We start from the raw sequence: 16,190 nt of genomic DNA on the forward strand, positions 1-16,190 counted from the left end.
AATGATAGCCATTCTCATTTGAAAATGTCATCCAAATTTTCAATTTGTGGGTAGTCAATAACTTAGCTTCTGCTATTCTACAAACGACTGCCTACATGCGGAGAATTTATGTCGGAATTATCATTGCTAGCGTTAATTGGTGTGCTGTCCATTAGCTGCCAGTGGTTAGCGTGGCGTATTAAGCTACCAGCCATACTGCCGCTGCTTATCTGCGGCTTGGTACTTGGGCCAACATTAGGGTGGCTAGACCCTGATGCGTTATTCGATGATTTGTTGTTTCCTTTTGTGTCCTTAGCCGTTGCTGTCATTCTGTTTGAAGGCAGTCTAACGCTAAAGTTTGAGGAAATAAGAGGGCACGGCCGAATGGTGACCAACCTGGTTAGCGTTGGCATGTTAGTGACCTTTTTGGTTATTGCCGTTCTTACCCACTTTATAATGGGGTACGGCTGGGAAATATCCGCGTTGTTTGGGGCGTTGGTGGTTGTGACAGGGCCTACTGTTATTCAACCAATGATACGTTCCATTCGCCCTATTAATAAGCTTGCGAACATTCTCCGCTGGGAAGGCATTATTATTGACCCGTTGGGCGCATTGCTCGCAGTTCTGGTTTATGAATTCATTATTGCCAGTCAGGACGTTGCCTTTTTACATGCACTGCAAGCGTTTGCCACAACGGTAGCTATTGGCTTTGCTTTAGGTTGGGGCGCCGCGCGTTTGTTGGGACTGGCGCTTGGACGCGGGTGGTTCCCTCATTACCTGCAAAACGTTGCGACATTAACCATAGTGTTGGGTGTATTTGCGTTGTCGAACGCTATTCAGCATGAATCAGGTCTGTTAACGGTGACTGTCATGGGTATGGTTATGGCAAATACCCGAAACCTGAACATGGAAGAAATACTGGAGTTCAAAGAAACACTGAGTGTACTCCTTATTTCTGCGCTCTTTATTATTCTGGCTGCTCGTCTCGACTTTGCTGAATTCGATGCTCTGGGTATGCCTGCGGTCATTCTTATCGCAATTATCTTGTTCGCCGTGCGTCCGTTAGCGGTTTGGCTGTCTGCTATAGGCACAGAGCTTAGGTTTAAAGATAAGGTGCTACTGTCCTGGATTGCCCCTCGGGGTATTGTAGCAGCAGCTGTTTCAGCGTTATTCGCATTAAAAATGGAAGAGTCCGGTTGGGAAGAGGCTGCAGCGGTAGTGCCGTTGGTGTTTCTTGTAATTATGACTACGGTGGTTCTGCAGAGCTTAACGGCTAAACCGCTGGCGAGAATGTTAGGGCTGCTGGAGCCGGCGGCAAAAGGCTTCTTGATATTCGGAGCTAACCAAATGGCGCGGGCCGTGGGTAAAGCCTTGCAGGAAAGTGGCGTGAATGTACGCCTTGCTGATACCAACTGGGAAAATATTAAGCTGGCGCGTATGGATAACCTGCCAGTGTACTTCGGTAATCCAGCTTCTGAGCATGCGTCCAATAATATCGACTTAACAGGCCTGGGCCGCTTGTTGGTGATGTCGCCTTATAAACAGTTAAACCCGTTAGTTTCGATGTATTATCAAGACTGGTTTGGTTCCAGAAAAGTGCATGGTCTAAATGGCGGTGAGCAGGACTATCGGGCAAGCCACCAGCTGACGGAAAGCTACCGTAAGACCCTGAACTTATTCGGTGAAAGTGTGACGTATTCGAAGTTAGCGAGCCTTCACTTTCAGGGGGCTAAAATTAAATCGACACCTATTACCGACAGCTTCAGCTTTGCGGATTATCAGCAAAAATACGGCACACGAGCACTGCCAATGTTTGCAATTGATGAAGCAGAGAAATTGCATATTTTCACGACTGAGCGTGAGTTAATACCGCAACCAGGCTGGACGGTTATAGCGATGATTTCGACGGAAAGCGATGAGTCAGAAAGTGAGAAACCTAACGCCAACTGAGCCTGATATTTTAGGCTGCCCCCGATGCGACTTAATTAGCCGCATCGGGGCTGTTGAAATAGGTCAGAAAGCTGAGTGCCCAAGGTGTGGCTACAGGCTGCTTGGCAAATCAGAGTACCGGGCAGACAAGTTACTGGCTTATTCTGTTACCGCTGTTGTCTTACTTATTTTTGCGTTAACTCTAGACTTTATTCAATACGATAGCTCTGGACTGACTCAGTCAATGACGCTTCTGGATGCCGCCTGGCAACTATCGTACTTTCATGAAAAGTTATTGGCTGTCATTGTTTTGCTTACCGTTATTTTGTATCCCTTACTGTATTTGTTCAGTCTTATCGCTGTGTTTGTCGCCATAAAAGCAAGAGCGTCAGCCTTGGCGCGTTATTTCTTGCGATTAAGTTCGCACGTTAAACCCTGGCTTATGGTCGATGTGTTTTTGTTGGGGACGCTAATTTCGCTGATAAAAATTTCTGGGCTTGCTAATGTTCAATTAAAGTTGGGCTTTTGGCTGTTTTGCGGGTTTGTTGCGTTTTTATTGGTGACCTATTACTTAGTGAATACGATGAACTTATGGTCGGTCGTTGGGAAGCAAACAAAAACGCTCAACAATGCAAAAGCTGGAATCACCGCACACGAACAAGGTTATAAGGTGTGTGAAGTGTGTCACCGATTAGTGTCTTTTGGCGTGTCAGATTGTCCGTGTTGCGGGGACGATATTGACCGACACTGGTGGCGCTCTCCACAGGCAACGTTGGCATTAATTGTCGCAGCTACGCTTTTACTGATTCCTGCTCATTGGTTACCGATAATGGAAACAGTACGTTTTGGTGCCGCCCAGCCATCGACCATTATTGGGGGCGTTATCGAGCTATGGCAGTCCGGCGATGCACCTATTGCTGCTATTGTATTTATTGCCAGTTTAGTTATTCCTGTTGCTAAGATACTCGCTTTGTTGGGATTGATGGCGTTGGCACGTTGGCAAACGCCGCAAGCAGTCAATCATAGGTTGGTTCTGTATAAAGTTACTGACTGGATTGGCCGTTGGTCGATGATAGATATTTTTGTTGTGGCTATTTTGGTTGCGTTAGTAAGAAGCGGTACCGTAATGTCGGTTTACCCGGGCGCTGCAGCTATCGCCTTTGGCGCTGCTGTAGTATTGACCATGTTAGCGGCAATGAGCTTTGATACTCGTTTATTTTGGCGTGAGGCAGAGAAATGACAGAACCCGATGTCGCGAAAGTCAGCCGTTTAAAAGTACTGTCGCCGGTATGGATAGTGCCTATCGTCGCATTTCTTGTTGCGGGCTGGATGGTTTGGCAGGACACAAGTGGCGCTGGCCCGACAATTACCATATCGGTGTCAGATGCAGAGGGTATAGAGCCGGGAAAAACACGGATAAAAGTGCGTAATGTCGATGTTGGGCAGGTCACAGGAGTACGCTTGTCTGACGACTTTAAAGAAGCGGTGATTGAAGTGTCAATGAATGAGGACACTGATCGCATGCTGAATAGCGACACTGAAGTATGGGTTGTGAAACCCAGAATTGGGCGTCGTGGCGTGAGCGGCCTGGGTACCTTGCTGTCAGGTGCTTATATTCAATTACAGCCGGGTGATGGTGGCGATTTTCAATCGCATTTCACGGCGCTCGAAAATCCGCCGGTGACACCTCAGGAAACGCCCGGCAAGCGACTCACGCTAGTAAGTGACGGTCAAAGTCAGGTGTCTGTCGGAGACTCCGTTCAGTACCAGGGCTTCACGGTTGGCCAAGTTGAGCAAACGGAGTTTTTGGTGGATAAGCGTGAGAGCCGCTATCAAGTTTTTGTGAAAGCCCCTTATGATGAATTACTGACAGAAAATACGCGTTTCTGGTTACAACGTGGCGTATCGGTTCAGTGGAACTCTCAGGGCATTGATCTTGCCCTTGGCTCAATAGACTCTTTGCTCGGTGCTGCTATTACTTTTGGAGTGCCGGAAGGCCAGCCGCGGGGCGATACGCTGCAACAGTCAACAAGCTTTGAGCTATTTAATAGTTTAGAAGAAGCTAAGCAACAAGGCTTTATTCATGGCATTGACTATGTGGTGTTGCTTGACGAGTCCATAGCAGGACTTGAGAAAGGAGCTCCTGTGCAGTTTAAAGGTGTGCGTGTCGGCACGGTTAGAGAGGTTCCGTTGCGCTGGTTCCCGGATGAGGACGACGAGGCACCTCTAAAACGCATTCCTATTCTAATTCGTTTTGAACCCGAGCGATTACGGGGGTTAGTGGCTGACACCAATATTAATAGTTGGGGAAAACGTTTACCGGAGCTTTTTGAGCAGGGGCTGCGAGCTAATATACGGGCGTCAAACTTGCTGACAAATACACTGTTTGTCGATGTCAGTTTCTACTCTGATGCAGAGCCGGTTGAGGGTGACCAGAAGTTCGCCGGCTACCCGGTTATGCCGGCGATGGCTAGTGATTTCACACGCCTGGAGGAAAAGCTAACGCAGCTGATGGATAAGTTTAATAAACTGCCGCTAGAGAATAGTTTGTCGGACTTCTCTCAAGCGATGCAGTCGGTTGATGATACGGCTAACACGTTAAATGGCATATCAAAATCGCTGGCGCAAGTGCTTGAGCAACCAGAGATAAACCAGCTTCCAAAATTACTGAAGCAAAACTTACAACAGCTGCAAGAATTAACCGGTAGCTTAAGTGATGATTCGCCGACGCGCCGGCAGTTAAACCAGACCTTAAATGAAGTTGAAAAGCTCTCAAGAGATTTACAGCCAGTTATTGAGCAGCTTCAGCAGCAACCTAACTCACTGATTTTTAGCCCATCAGTGACACCAGATCCGGAGCCAAAAGCCTATGAAAATTAAAAACGTATTAGCCGGCTCGGTAAGCTTAGCGGCATTGTTTTTAGCGGGCTGTTCTAGCCAAAGTTACAATATTACGCAGTATCGTTTACCGCATTTAAGCCAGTCGGTTGACGCCATTTGTCCCGCATCGCAGCGAAGCATTGTCGTAGGTGAAGCGGCGTCTAAAATGGGAATACAAATTCAGCAGGATGAAACGCGTTGGCATACGGCAAAACAGCACCGCTGGAGCACGCCTTTGTCGAACCAGTTACAACGCAGCATTCAGCGGCTAATGCTGAACGATGACTGCACTGGACTCTTAACTGTCACCATTGAAGATTTTTATGGGAGTTATAATTCGCATGCGGTCATTGCCGGTCATTGGCAATACGAGATGGAGAACAGCGCCAATACAGTCAGTGGTGCATTTACTGAAAAAGTGCCATTAAAAGCCGACGGTTACTCAGCTTTAGTCAATGCGTTAGATGAAGCCTGGTTGCACAGTATGGACACTATTAGCTTGTCTGTTAACTCGATGAGTGGCGATTAAAACCGCCACTCCCAGCTGAATTGAACGCCAACGTCTTGATCAATCACAGGTGAGTCAAGGTATTGAACCGATAACCTGACTAAACTGTCCCAAACTGGCTGTGTACGACGAATTAAAGCGCGCGATGTGCTGTCGGCTCCGTCGTTATTGCTGCGACTGACTAACACGGTCCAGGCGGAACCATCATTTGAAAACTGACGGTAACTAAACGACGCAGTTTGACTCCCTTTGGGAAAAGGTGAGCCCGGGTTCCGCTGGTGACTTAAAAAGTATTGCCTTCCTGCGTTGTTCGTCGAATAAAAGTCATGCTCATTGCCGCCGTCTAACTGACTGTATTCGACCGTAACGCTATGACGAACGCTGTCAGAGCCCATCATCCACTGGCCACCAAGGGTGTAAGCCGGCTTATCATCACTTTCTAATTGCTTATCGATACCAATTTCAGCATAAGCGGAAAATTGGTGTTTGCCCCAGTTAAAGCCGGTTCTGGCGTCAGCGGTCAGCATTCGGTTACTGATAGTATCTTCTTGCTGTTCTATGGCGCTAATGCCGAACCAAAGCTTACTTAGAAACTGGCTGGAAAAGCGAATGCCGTGAACTTGATAATGTTGGCTGTAGCCGTCGTCCTGGTAACCGCTAAATAAACTGATTTTGAACGGAGCCATGCCTGCCGGAGGATAGTCAGGGGCATAGTCAACGCGAACTTTTGGAATAGGTCGGGCATTATTAGAAAAGAGCAGGCTACTGTGCTCGGCCGGCCCCCAACGTAGTGGTAATGCATCGACACTAAAACTCCAGTCATTAAGGTTGTAGGCGAGATAGCTGCCGTCTAATGTCTTTTTATGGTCGCCTTCGAACGGATCCTGCCGGTAATTGATTTGTAAACGAGCTGCCCAGCGTTCACCATGCATGGTGCGACTTAGACTGATTTTGCCTTCTTCATAGGTGTCGTCACCGTAATCAAGAACTGCATTTTCAGTGTCTGTAGCCGCAACATACCAACGTGTTTTTGGTCCACTTTGTGCCTGTGACAAACTGTGTCGAACGTGTTGAAGTGCCAACTTTTGAGTATTTGAAAGTTCGCTTGGGTCTAGCGCGTCCAATTGCGGTAATATGCTTTTCCAGGCTACCGGGTACTGCTGAATAGGTGTTTCTATTAAACCTGACTCTGCAAGAACAATAAGGCTATTACGTAACTCGACATCGCTCGCTTCAATCCAGACAGAAGCGTATGAGGGTGACGCAGCGGCGACGCACAAGGCTGCCGCTAAATATGTGTGTTTAATGAAGCGCATTCACAGATAATTTCGTTATTAGAATTGCATTATATAGTGCCAGACTTTTTAACACGAAGACAACGGTTTGTTGGTGTGAATACGTTATAATACGCTCGCAAATAAGAGAGGGCTGAAGAATGAAAAACTGGGTATTCGCATTAGTTGCCTTGTTAGCGCTAGTTGGTTGTGAGCAGCAAACAACAAACACCTTAAAAGAGAGTGAAATTATGTCGCTGGACCAGCAGTTGCTGCCAAACAGCGAGTGGCAACTAAGCCGTTCTGTTATTGAATTGAGTTTCTGTCGTGACAGGGTCAACGAGGACCTTCTCGCGTCTGAGAGTGAGTTAAGAGGTTGGCGTGGTTCCGGTGAACCTACTGCGTTTCCGCCTTATCGTGATGAGGGGCTTGAGAAGCTTGCAGAACTGCTTTCTGACCAACAAAGGTTGCTGTGGCAAAAAGAAGGGAATATCAGCGCTCAGCGTTACCATGTGGCTATGCCTGCAAACGTATCAAAAGGCGAACTGGAAGACGCTGTGTTTCCCCTAGTGGCGTTTCTGTCGTCATCGGAACAAGTGTGTCACGTTGCGGTGGATGATTCGTACTGAACAAAGCAGCAAACTTTATTTGCCGATTTTTCGTAGAGTTAGGGTAATGAATAGAAAAAACTCCTGCGAATGAACAGGAGTCTACTAGACTAAATACTATGGCATTGAGTGCAGGAGATAACGTCATGTCAGTAAGCTTAAAAATTGAAAATAAACTTCGCGACGCATTCGCGCCGGTGCACCTTGAAGTGCAGGATGAGAGCCATATGCACTCAGGCGGACCTAATGCCGAGTCGCACTTTAAAGTTGTTTTGGTAACGCCTAAATTTAGTGGTGAGAGACTGATTAACCGGCATCGAGCAGTCAATAAAATTTTAGCCGATGAGCTAATGAATGATATTCATGCGCTGGCGCTACATACCTACACTGAAGGCGAGTGGGAACAGGTTTCCGGAACAGCACCACGTTCACCGAATTGTATGGGCGGCTCGAAAGTCGCGGCGCATTAAAGAAAAATTAAGCATGTCTGATGTGTTCCTGCGCTTTCATTGGTTACAATGGGGGAAATAATCCGGAAAAAGGGAACATATCGACATGGTTATTAAGCCTAAAATCAGAGGGTTTATTTGTACAAACGCACATCCGGTCGGTTGCGCCGAAAACGTTAAACGTCAAATAAGTTACGTCAAGCAGCAACCTCCTATCGAAAATGCACCGAAAAACGTTCTTGTTATTGGATGCTCTACCGGTTACGGCTTAGCTTCACGTATTACCGCCGCCTTTGGTGGACAAGCGCATACACTGGGCGTTTGCTTTGAGAAAGAGCCAACAGAAAAGAAAACAGCCACTGCAGGCTGGTACAATACCGCTGCGTTTCACCAGGAAGCGGAAAGCGAAGGTCTTAAATTCCACTCAATAAATGGCGATGCATTTTCTGATGAAATAAAACAGGAAAGTATCGACTACATCAAAAATAACATGGGCAAAATTGACCTTGTTGTTTATAGCTTAGCGTCACCTAAGCGCAAAGACCCTGAAAGCGGCGAGCTTTATAGCTCTGTGCTTAAGCCAATTGGTAAGCAATACACGACGAAGACCTATAATACCGATAAAGATCAGGTGCACGAAGTGACACTTGACCCTGCGACTGATGACGACATTGCAAACACGGTTAAAGTCATGGGCGGTGAAGACTGGGAGCGTTGGATTAAAGCTCTGCACGATGCCGACCTTCTGGCGAATGACTGTCAGACAACGGCTTATACGTATATCGGTAAGAAACTGACCTGGCCTATTTATGGTCATGCAACCATTGGTCGGGCAAAAGAAGATCTCGACAGAGCCTCATCTGCGCTAGATGACACTTATAAAGATGTTAATCTGAAAGCTTATGTGTCTTCACTAAAAGCCTTGGTAACACAAGCCAGCTCCGCTATTCCTGTGATGCCGCTTTATATTTCGCTGATTTACGGCGTAATGAAAGAGGAAGGAACGCACGAAGGTTGTATTGAGCAAATTTATCGCCTGTTTACTGAAGGGCTTTATGCTGAAACCCCAGAGCTTGACGATGCAGGGCGCCTGCACATGGATGGCTATGAAACCAATGATAAAACACAAGCTAAAGTTGAAGCGCTTTGGGATAAAGTCACCCAAGAGAATTTCCACGATTTAGCGGACTATGAAGGTTACCACAACGACTTTTTGAAACTGTTTGGCTTTGGTTTTGACAACGTCGACTACGATGCTGATGTAAATCCAAAAGTAAACTGGTAAGCGTTGTAGGAAAAATGCTAAAATTCCGACGATAAGTGTGGAAAACGTTTCGAGTTACCGGCAAAAATACCCCTAGCCGGGGAAAGTTATGCCGGTAACTTTTTGATTTTTCAGGTTTCAGTCTTTTATGACTGGTTGTGATGAATCTTCCCTTAACGAGTAGTGCAAACGCATATGATTACGATCAAAAAAGGGCTGGACATCCCTATTAAAGGGGCGCCCCAGCAAAAGTTATCCGACGGTAAGGCCGTAACAACGGTTGCTACCTTAGGTGAAGAATACGTGGGTATGCGCCCAACCATGCACGTGAAAGTCGATGACCGCGTTAAAAAAGGTCAATTGATTTTCGAGGATAAGAAAAACCCTGGTGTCAAATACACAGCTCCCGGAGCTGGTGTTGTTAAAGACATTCTGCGTGGTGAGCGTCGTGTTTTACAAGCGGTAGTTATTGAGCTGGATGGTGAAGAGCAAGTCACCTTCGATAAGTTCGATAGCGATAAACTGACCTCGCTAGGTCGTGAAAAAGTGCAGGAAATATTGGTTGAGTCAGGCCAATGGCCGGCACTTCGCACTCGTCCTTACAGTAAAGCTCCTGCTCTGGATGCAGAAGCAACCGCTATTTTCGTTAATGCTATGGATACGAATCCATTAGCTGGCGACCCAACGGCTTTCATTAGTGAAAACAAGCAAGCCTTTATCGATGGTTTGAAAGTATTATCGAACCTGACTGAAGGTAAACTGTTTGTCGCTAAAGCGGGCGACGCTGAAGTTGATACTGGTGATGCAGAGGTCACTTTGGAGTCTTTCCAGGGGCCGCACCCGGCAGGGTTAGTCGGTACTCACATTCACTTCCTGCAGCCTGCTAGCTTGCAGCGTCCGGTTTGGCACATTGGCTATCAGGACGTTATTGCTTACGGCAAGTTGTTCACGACCGGTGAAATCTTTACTGACCGCATGGTGGCTTTAGGCGGCGAAGGCGTTAAAGAGCCTCGCTTATTGCGTACTCGCATGGGGGCTAACTTGCACCAGTTGACAGACGGCGAGTTAGCGGGTGACAACCAGCGTATTATTTCTGGTTCTGTCTTACACGGACACACAGCCGATGATGCTCATGCGTGGTTAGGTCGTTTCCATAACCAAGTAAGCGTGATTCCAGAAGGCGATCACAAAGAGTTTCTTGGTTGGCTGCGCCCGGGTTCAGACTTGCACTCAGTTACCCGAGCTTATGCGGGGCATTTTAATCCGAAGAAATTATTCAGCATGACAACCTCGACAAATGGTTCGTCACGTTCAATGGTGCCTATTGGTAACTATGAACGCGTCATGCCTTTGGATATTTTGCCAACCTTATTACTGCGCGACTTACTGTCTGGCGATACAGACGAAGGTCAACAACTGGGCTGCTTAGAGTTAGATGAAGAAGATCTGGCACTGTGCACCTATGTTTGCCCCGGTAAATACGAGTATGGACCGGTGTTGCGTGATTGTCTCACTAAGATTGAGAAAGAAGGCTAACCATGAGCTTGAAAGATACTCTTGAACGTATTGAGCCGCAGTTTGAGAAAGGCGGTAAATACGAGAAGTGGTATGCGCTTTACGAAGCGGTAGCCACAGTTTTATACACACCGGGTACTGTGACTAAGTCGAGTACGCACGTGCGTGATCGCATCGACCTGAAGCGCATCATGATTTTGGTGTGGATGATGACATTCCCGGCAATGTTTTGGGGAATGTATAACGTCGGTAACCAGGCAGCTATAGCATTAGCTGACGGTTATGCGTTATCAGACGCATGGCAAGTGGGCTTATTCCAGTTACTCGGTGGTGATCTTGGAGCCGACGCTGGCTGGCTTACTAAAATGTGGTATGGCGCCTGCTGGTATCTACCCATTTATGCGGTAACCTTTATTGTCGGCGGTTTCTGGGAAGTTCTGTTTGCGACCGTTCGCAAGCACGAAGTTAATGAAGGCTTCTTCGTTACTTCGGTTCTGTTCTCGCTGATTTTGCCAGCAACAACACCGCTTTGGCAGGTTGCTCTGGGTATCACCTTTGGTGTCGTTATTGGTAAGGAAATCTTTGGTGGTACAGGCCGTAACTTCCTGAACCCAGCATTAACCGGTCGCGCATTCTTATACTTTGCGTATCCAGCAAGTATGTCAGGTGACTCTATCTGGACAGCGGTAGACGGTTTCTCAGGTGCAACCAACTTAGGTGCGGCTGCGCTTGGCAACCTGAACTACGCTGATACTGAACTCTGGTGGAATGCCTTCTTAGGTAACATTCAGGGCTCAGTCGGTGAAGTCTCAACACTGATGATTCTTATCGGTGGTCTGGCATTAATTTACTTCCGCATTGCATCATGGCGTATTGTTTCCGGTGTTTTTGTGGGAATGGTACTGTTCTCAGGCTTGCTTAACCTTATTGGTAGCGACTCAAACCCAATGTTCGCAATGCCTTGGTACTGGCACTTAGTATTAGGTGGCTTTGCCTTTGCAATGATGTTTATGGCAACTGACCCGGTGTCAGCGTCATTTACGAACAAAGGTAAGTTCGCATACGGTCTGTTAATTGGCTTCATGACGGTGATGATTCGTGTCATTAACCCGGCATTCCCGGAAGGTATTATGCTGGCTATCTTGTTCGCGAACGTTTTTGCACCGCTGTTTGACTACTTTGTAGCACAGGCAAACATTAAACGGAGGTTAGCACGCAATGTCTAATAAGAACGAAAGCTTAGGCAAAACGATAGGTGTTGTGCTGGCGCTTTGTTTGGTGTGTTCAATTCTGGTTGCTGGTTCAGCGGTAGCGCTTAAACCAATGCAGGAAAAGAACGCGGCGCTGGCGATGCAGCGTCACATCCTGAACGCGGCAGGCATCTTAGAAGCCGGTATGGATATTCCCTCTGTCTACGACGAGCGTATTAAAGCGCACGTTGTTAGCTTGGAAGATTATCAAGTGGTGCAGGACAAAGATCCGAAGGACTTTGATAACCGCAAAGCCGCCGGCGACCCCGAAACCAGTACCAAACTTGACAAAAGTGAGGACATTGCTGGTTTAGGTACCATGGAAACCATGACCGAAGTTTACTTAGTTATGGACGAAAGTGGCAACCGTAACGGTGCGGTGCTGCACATCCGCGGGCAAGGCCTGTGGGGCACAATGTACGGTCTTATCTCGTTAGAAGACGACATGAGCACCGTACGTGGCGTTCACTTCTATGAACACTCAGAGACACCGGGCTTAGGTGGCGAAATCACTAATCCTAGCTGGGTTAAAACCTGGGAAGGCAAAGAGCTTTACGGTGACGATGGAAAAGTGAAGTTTGATTTGGTTAAAGGTGGTGCTTCAGGTGAGCACGAAGTTGATGCGCTTTCTGGCGCTACTTTAACCAGCAATGGCGTAGATGCACTTATCGATTTTTGGATGAGCGACAAAGCTTACGGCCCATTGCTTGATAAACTTCGCAAAGGGGAGCTGACAAATGGCTAGTGCAAAAGAAATGAAGTCCGTATTGTTCGGGCCAATCTTCGCGAATAACCCCATTGCGTTGCAAATACTGGGTATTTGCTCTGCATTGGCGGTGACGTCAAAAATGAGCAACACCTTGGTTATGTGTATCGCACTAACTGCGGTTGTTGCTGCATCTAACTTCTTTATCTCGATTATCCGTAATCACATTCCTTCGAGTGTGCGGATTATCGTACAAATGACCATCATTGCGAGCTTGGTTATTGTGGTTGACCAAGTGTTGAGAGCTTATGCTTATGAAATTTCTCGTGAGCTGTCGGTATTCGTGGGTCTTATTATCACCAACTGTATCGTCATGGGGCGTGCTGAAGCGTATGCGATGAAGAGCACTCCATTCATGTCGTTACTGGATGGTATCGGTAATGGTCTAGGTTACTCGGTTGTGCTGTTGGTGGTTGGTTTCATACGAGAGCTGTTCGGCTCAGGTAGCTTGTTCGATGTACAAATTCTGCCACTAGCATCAGAAGGCGGTTGGTACGAACCAGTCGGTTTGTTGCTAATGCCACCAAGTGCGTTCTTCATTATTGGCGGATTCATTTGGGTACTTCGTACTTTCCGTACAGAACAAGTCGAACCTAAGGAGTAAGGGCCATGGAACAGTATATTAACTTGTTTATTCGAGCGATTTTTATCGAAAACCTGGCACTGTCTTTCTTCTTAGGAATGTGTACGTTTCTTGCGGTTTCTAAGAAAGTTAAAACGGCCTTTGGTCTGGGTGTTGCGGTTATCGTCGTACTGGGTATTTCGGTGCCGGTTAATAACTTGGTTTATCACAACATACTGGCGCCAGGCGCATTAGAATGGGCTGGCTTTCCAGACGCGGATCTAAGTTTCCTGCGTTTCTTAACCTTTATCGGTGTGATAGCGGCACTGGTTCAAATTCTGGAAATGACTTTGGACAAATACGTGCCTGCACTTTATAACGCGTTGGGTATTTTCCTACCGCTAATTACCGTTAACTGTGCCATTTTCGGTGGTGTTTCGTTCATGGTTGAACGTGACTACAACTTTGGTGAGTCAGTGGTTTACGGTATTGGTAGTGGCGTTGGCTGGTGTTTAGCTATCGTAGCGCTTGCAGCTGTGCGTGAAAAACTCAAATATGCCGATGTACCTGATGGTTTGCGTGGATTAGGCGCAACTTTCATGTCAGTAGGTTTGATTGGTTTAGGCTTTATGTCGTTCTCCGGCGTATCTCTTTAATCCAGTGTGTTGAATCAGTAAACGTTAAAGGTACGAATCGATGGATATTACTCTGATAGCGCTCGGTGTAGGGATGTTTACCATCATCGTACTGATTTTGGTGGCGATAATTATGTTCGCTAAATCAAAGTTAGTACCGCAGGGCGATGTAGAAATCCTGATTAACGAAGACGAAGACAAGAAGATTGTGACCCAGCCGGGCACCAAGCTATTGGGCGCATTGGCGAACGCGGGCATCTTCGTATCGTCTGCTTGTGGTGGCGGTGGTTCATGTGGACAGTGTCGTGTCACCATTAAAGAAGGTGGCGGGGATATTCTGCCAACCGAGCTTGATCACATTACTAAACGTGAAGCACGCGAAGGTGTTCGCTTGTCATGTCAGGTTAACGTAAAGCAGGACATGAAAATTGAACTGCCTGAAGAAATCTTTGGTATCAAAAAGTGGGATTGTACTGTTAAGTCTAACGACAACGTAGCAACCTTCATCAAAGAGTTCGTTGTACAGTTGCCGGAAGGTGAAGAAGTACCATTCCGGGCCGGTGGTTACATTCAGATTGAAGCTCCACCGCACCACGTTAAGTATAAAGACTTTGATATTGCCCCGGAGTATCGTGGTGACTGGGAACGCTTCGGATTCTTAGATGTTGAATCTAAAGTTGATGAAGAAGTTGTTCGCGCATACTCAATGGCAAACTATCCTGAAGAAAAAGGCATCATTATGCTGAACGTTCGTTGTGCGACACCGCCACCGAACGACTTGAGCTTGCCAGCAGGTAAAATGTCTTCGTATATCTTCAGCCTTAAGCCAGGTGATGAAGTTACTATTTCTGGTCCATTTGGTGAGTTCTTCGCTAAAGAGACAGATGCAGAAATGGTCTTCATTGGTGGTGGTGCAGGTATGGCGCCAATGCGCTCGCACATTTTTGACCAGTTACGTCGCTTAAATACAGATCGTAAAATTACGTTCTGGTATGGCGCTCGTTCACTGCGTGAAATGTTCTATGTTGAAGACTTCGACATGCTGCAAGAAGAGAATGACAACTTCGAATGGCATGTTGCCTTGTCAGACCCGCAACCAGAAGATAACTGGGACGGCGACACAGGATTCATTCATAACGTGTTATTTGAACGTTACCTGAAGGACCATGAAGCGCCTGAAGATTGTGAGTTCTATATGTGTGGACCACCGGTTATGAACGCAGCAGTAATCAATATGTTGAAAGACCTAGGGGTCGAAGACGAAAACATCATGTTAGATGACTTTGGTGGTTAATTGGTGATGCTGTCGAAATTATCGATTGTAAAACTATGGCTAGCTCTTTTAGGGCTAGCCTTTTTAGTCTCTTGCTCCGATGCGCCTGAGCGTATCGAGTTTAGCGGAGGGACTATGGGAACAACCTACAGTGTTGTTCTATTTAGTAAAGATCCGCGCCATTCGGCGGACAAAATTCAAACGAAAGTCGATACCGTGTTAGAGCGCGTAAACGCGCAAATGTCGACTTACGATCCGAACTCTGAACTGTCACAGTTTAACCAGCTTGAGAGCTCCGAGCCGGTGGTTATTAGTCGTGATTTGGAAAGAGTGGTTAGCCGGGCTTTAACTATTGCTCGTGAAACCGATGGTGCTTTAGATATAACCGTTGGTCCTCTGGTGAACCTATGGGGTTTTGGACCAAACGGCAAGCCTGAACAGCAGCCAACAGCAGAAGAGCTGTCAGCGATTTCTAAACGAGTTGGATATGAAAAGCTGAGTGTTAGTAACCATCAGCTGATAAAAGCGCACCCTGAAATGTATGTGGACTTATCGACTATTGCCAAAGGCTATGGTGTAGATAAAGTTGGAAACTTAATGGACCAGCTGGGTATTAAACAATACCTTATTGAAATCGGCGGTGAAATTTTGGCCAAAGGTGGGAAGCCAGCCGATGAAAAGTGGAAATTAGCTGTTGAAAAACCGGTTTCTACGGAACGAGCTGTTCAGGAAATTGTCGAATTTAAAGAAGGCGCCTTAGCGACTTCAGGTGACTATCGAAACTATTTTGAAGAGAATGGTCGTCGATATTCACATATTATTGATCCCGCAACGGCAGAACCAATACAGCACAACTTGGTATCTGTGTCAGTCTTTGCGGATGATGCAATGTCAGTAGACGCTTATGCAACGGCTTTATTGGTGATGGGCACCGAGAAAGCAAAGGCGTTTGCAGATGCAAATCAGCTTGCTGTTATGCTGATTTATAAAACTGATGAAGGTTTTGAAGAGTATACCAGTCAGTGGTTTAAACCTTTATTAGTGAGCAATAAATAGGAGTAGTCATGCAAACCTTTTTAATGGTATTTGCCTTATTTATCTTAGTCGTTTTGGCAATGGCCATTGGTTATATGGTACAGAGAAAGTCAATTTCAGGTAGCTGTGGTGGTATTAGCTCACTGGGCATGGACAAAGCTTGCGATTGCGATGATCCTTGCGATAAGCGCAAAGCACGTATGAAAAAAGAACAGCAGTGGAAAGAAAACCAGATTAATTGATCAAAAACCCCATACAGGTTA

General features: G+C 46.6%; 16 protein-coding genes. 15 read left to right on the forward strand and 1 reads right to left on the reverse strand.

The window, feature by feature from the left end; translation table 11 throughout:
• The first annotated feature begins 108 nt into the window (after positions 1-108).
• From UM402_RS04385 to UM402_RS04400, 4 genes are read left to right on the forward strand one after another with little or no spacing between them, the layout of a single operon-like run.
• Positions 109-1,929 carry a cation:proton antiporter gene (locus UM402_RS04385; RefSeq protein WP_058579466.1) on the forward strand — a complete coding sequence of 607 codons (1,821 nt, stop codon included), beginning with the start codon at positions 109-111 and terminating at the stop codon, positions 1,927-1,929.
• Entirely contained in the window at positions 1,895-3,148 is a 1,254-nt protein-coding gene (locus tag UM402_RS04390; protein WP_286875488.1) for a paraquat-inducible protein A, read from the forward strand. Before UM402_RS04385 ends, UM402_RS04390 begins: the two co-directional genes overlap by 35 nt.
• Positions 3,145-4,788, forward strand: coding sequence for an intermembrane transport protein PqiB (pqiB, locus tag UM402_RS04395; protein ID WP_058579465.1), 1,644 nt, complete (start codon positions 3,145-3,147; stop codon positions 4,786-4,788). Before UM402_RS04390 ends, pqiB begins: the two co-directional genes overlap by 4 nt.
• Positions 4,778-5,317 (forward strand): PqiC family protein, encoded by a 540-nt coding sequence (locus tag UM402_RS04400; RefSeq protein ID WP_058579464.1) that lies wholly within the window; start codon positions 4,778-4,780, stop codon positions 5,315-5,317. The genes pqiB and UM402_RS04400 overlap by 11 nt, the downstream gene beginning before the upstream one ends.
• Here UM402_RS04400 and UM402_RS04405 read toward each other — a convergent pair.
• Positions 5,314-6,612: a capsule assembly Wzi family protein gene (locus tag UM402_RS04405; RefSeq protein ID WP_058579463.1), complete on the reverse strand. Its 1,299-nt coding sequence runs from the start codon at positions 6,610-6,612 to the stop codon at positions 5,314-5,316. The two genes, UM402_RS04400 and UM402_RS04405, sit on opposite strands and share 4 nt — an antisense overlap.
• A gap of 119 nt (positions 6,613-6,731) precedes the next feature.
• Between UM402_RS04405 and UM402_RS04410 the strand changes: the two genes are divergently transcribed.
• The 11 genes from UM402_RS04410 to nqrM all read left to right on the forward strand — a co-directional run bounded on the left by UM402_RS04410 (position 6,732) and on the right by nqrM (position 16,169).
• Positions 6,732-7,199, forward strand: a complete 468-nt coding sequence (locus UM402_RS04410) for a hypothetical protein (protein WP_053952889.1) — start codon at positions 6,732-6,734, stop codon at positions 7,197-7,199.
• 125 nt (positions 7,200-7,324) lie between these two features.
• Positions 7,325-7,648, forward strand: coding sequence for a BolA family protein (locus UM402_RS04415; RefSeq protein ID WP_053952888.1), 324 nt, complete (start codon positions 7,325-7,327; stop codon positions 7,646-7,648).
• Positions 7,649-7,733: 85 nt separating this feature from the next.
• Positions 7,734-8,912 (forward strand): enoyl-ACP reductase FabV, encoded by a 1,179-nt coding sequence (gene fabV, locus UM402_RS04420; RefSeq protein ID WP_053952887.1) that lies wholly within the window; start codon positions 7,734-7,736, stop codon positions 8,910-8,912.
• Positions 8,913-9,086: 174 nt separating this feature from the next.
• Positions 9,087-10,427, forward strand: coding sequence for a Na(+)-translocating NADH-quinone reductase subunit A (locus UM402_RS04425; RefSeq protein WP_053952886.1), 1,341 nt, complete (start codon positions 9,087-9,089; stop codon positions 10,425-10,427).
• A 2-nt stretch (positions 10,428-10,429) separates the two neighbouring features.
• Positions 10,430-11,632: an NADH:ubiquinone reductase (Na(+)-transporting) subunit B gene (locus UM402_RS04430; protein WP_053952885.1), complete on the forward strand. Its 1,203-nt coding sequence runs from the start codon at positions 10,430-10,432 to the stop codon at positions 11,630-11,632.
• Positions 11,625-12,401 carry a Na(+)-translocating NADH-quinone reductase subunit C gene (locus UM402_RS04435; protein WP_053952884.1) on the forward strand — a complete coding sequence of 259 codons (777 nt, stop codon included), beginning with the start codon at positions 11,625-11,627 and terminating at the stop codon, positions 12,399-12,401. Before UM402_RS04430 ends, UM402_RS04435 begins: the two co-directional genes overlap by 8 nt.
• Positions 12,394-13,026 carry an NADH:ubiquinone reductase (Na(+)-transporting) subunit D gene (locus tag UM402_RS04440; protein ID WP_053952883.1) on the forward strand — a complete coding sequence of 211 codons (633 nt, stop codon included), beginning with the start codon at positions 12,394-12,396 and terminating at the stop codon, positions 13,024-13,026. The genes UM402_RS04435 and UM402_RS04440 overlap by 8 nt, the downstream gene beginning before the upstream one ends.
• A 5-nt stretch (positions 13,027-13,031) precedes the next feature.
• Positions 13,032-13,640 (forward strand): NADH:ubiquinone reductase (Na(+)-transporting) subunit E, encoded by a 609-nt coding sequence (gene nqrE / locus UM402_RS04445; protein ID WP_053952882.1) that lies wholly within the window; start codon positions 13,032-13,034, stop codon positions 13,638-13,640.
• A gap of 40 nt (positions 13,641-13,680) precedes the next feature.
• Positions 13,681-14,913 carry an NADH:ubiquinone reductase (Na(+)-transporting) subunit F gene (nqrF, locus tag UM402_RS04450; protein WP_053952881.1) on the forward strand — a complete coding sequence of 411 codons (1,233 nt, stop codon included), beginning with the start codon at positions 13,681-13,683 and terminating at the stop codon, positions 14,911-14,913.
• 114 nt (positions 14,914-15,027) lie between these two features.
• Positions 15,028-15,948 (forward strand): FAD:protein FMN transferase, encoded by a 921-nt coding sequence (locus UM402_RS04455; RefSeq protein WP_322295452.1) that lies wholly within the window; start codon positions 15,028-15,030, stop codon positions 15,946-15,948.
• Positions 15,949-15,956: 8 nt separating this feature from the next.
• Positions 15,957-16,169: a (Na+)-NQR maturation NqrM gene (gene nqrM, locus UM402_RS04460; RefSeq protein ID WP_053952880.1), complete on the forward strand. Its 213-nt coding sequence runs from the start codon at positions 15,957-15,959 to the stop codon at positions 16,167-16,169.
• Positions 16,170-16,190 lie beyond the last annotated feature (21 nt).

This window comes from Idiomarina sp. OXR-189 (genome assembly GCF_034373425.1).
Lineage (GTDB): Bacteria > Pseudomonadota > Gammaproteobacteria > Enterobacterales > Alteromonadaceae > Idiomarina > Idiomarina zobellii.

Coding starts and splice junctions, on each gene's coding strand:
- UM402_RS04385 (WP_058579466.1), top strand. CDS start 109: ATGTCGGAATTATCATTGCTAGCGTTAATTGGTGTGCTGTCCATTAGC.
- UM402_RS04390 (WP_286875488.1), top strand. CDS start 1,895: ATGAGTCAGAAAGTGAGAAACCTAACGCCAACTGAGCCTGATATTTTA.
- pqiB (WP_058579465.1), top strand. CDS start 3,145: ATGACAGAACCCGATGTCGCGAAAGTCAGCCGTTTAAAAGTACTGTCG.
- UM402_RS04400 (WP_058579464.1), top strand. CDS start 4,778: ATGAAAATTAAAAACGTATTAGCCGGCTCGGTAAGCTTAGCGGCATTG.
- UM402_RS04405 (WP_058579463.1), bottom strand. CDS start 6,612: ATGCGCTTCATTAAACACACATATTTAGCGGCAGCCTTGTGCGTCGCC.
- UM402_RS04410 (WP_053952889.1), top strand. CDS start 6,732: ATGAAAAACTGGGTATTCGCATTAGTTGCCTTGTTAGCGCTAGTTGGT.
- UM402_RS04415 (WP_053952888.1), top strand. CDS start 7,325: ATGTCAGTAAGCTTAAAAATTGAAAATAAACTTCGCGACGCATTCGCG.
- fabV (WP_053952887.1), top strand. CDS start 7,734: ATGGTTATTAAGCCTAAAATCAGAGGGTTTATTTGTACAAACGCACAT.
- UM402_RS04425 (WP_053952886.1), top strand. CDS start 9,087: ATGATTACGATCAAAAAAGGGCTGGACATCCCTATTAAAGGGGCGCCC.
- UM402_RS04430 (WP_053952885.1), top strand. CDS start 10,430: ATGAGCTTGAAAGATACTCTTGAACGTATTGAGCCGCAGTTTGAGAAA.
- UM402_RS04435 (WP_053952884.1), top strand. CDS start 11,625: ATGTCTAATAAGAACGAAAGCTTAGGCAAAACGATAGGTGTTGTGCTG.
- UM402_RS04440 (WP_053952883.1), top strand. CDS start 12,394: ATGGCTAGTGCAAAAGAAATGAAGTCCGTATTGTTCGGGCCAATCTTC.
- nqrE (WP_053952882.1), top strand. CDS start 13,032: ATGGAACAGTATATTAACTTGTTTATTCGAGCGATTTTTATCGAAAAC.
- nqrF (WP_053952881.1), top strand. CDS start 13,681: ATGGATATTACTCTGATAGCGCTCGGTGTAGGGATGTTTACCATCATC.
- UM402_RS04455 (WP_322295452.1), top strand. CDS start 15,028: ATGGGAACAACCTACAGTGTTGTTCTATTTAGTAAAGATCCGCGCCAT.
- nqrM (WP_053952880.1), top strand. CDS start 15,957: ATGCAAACCTTTTTAATGGTATTTGCCTTATTTATCTTAGTCGTTTTG.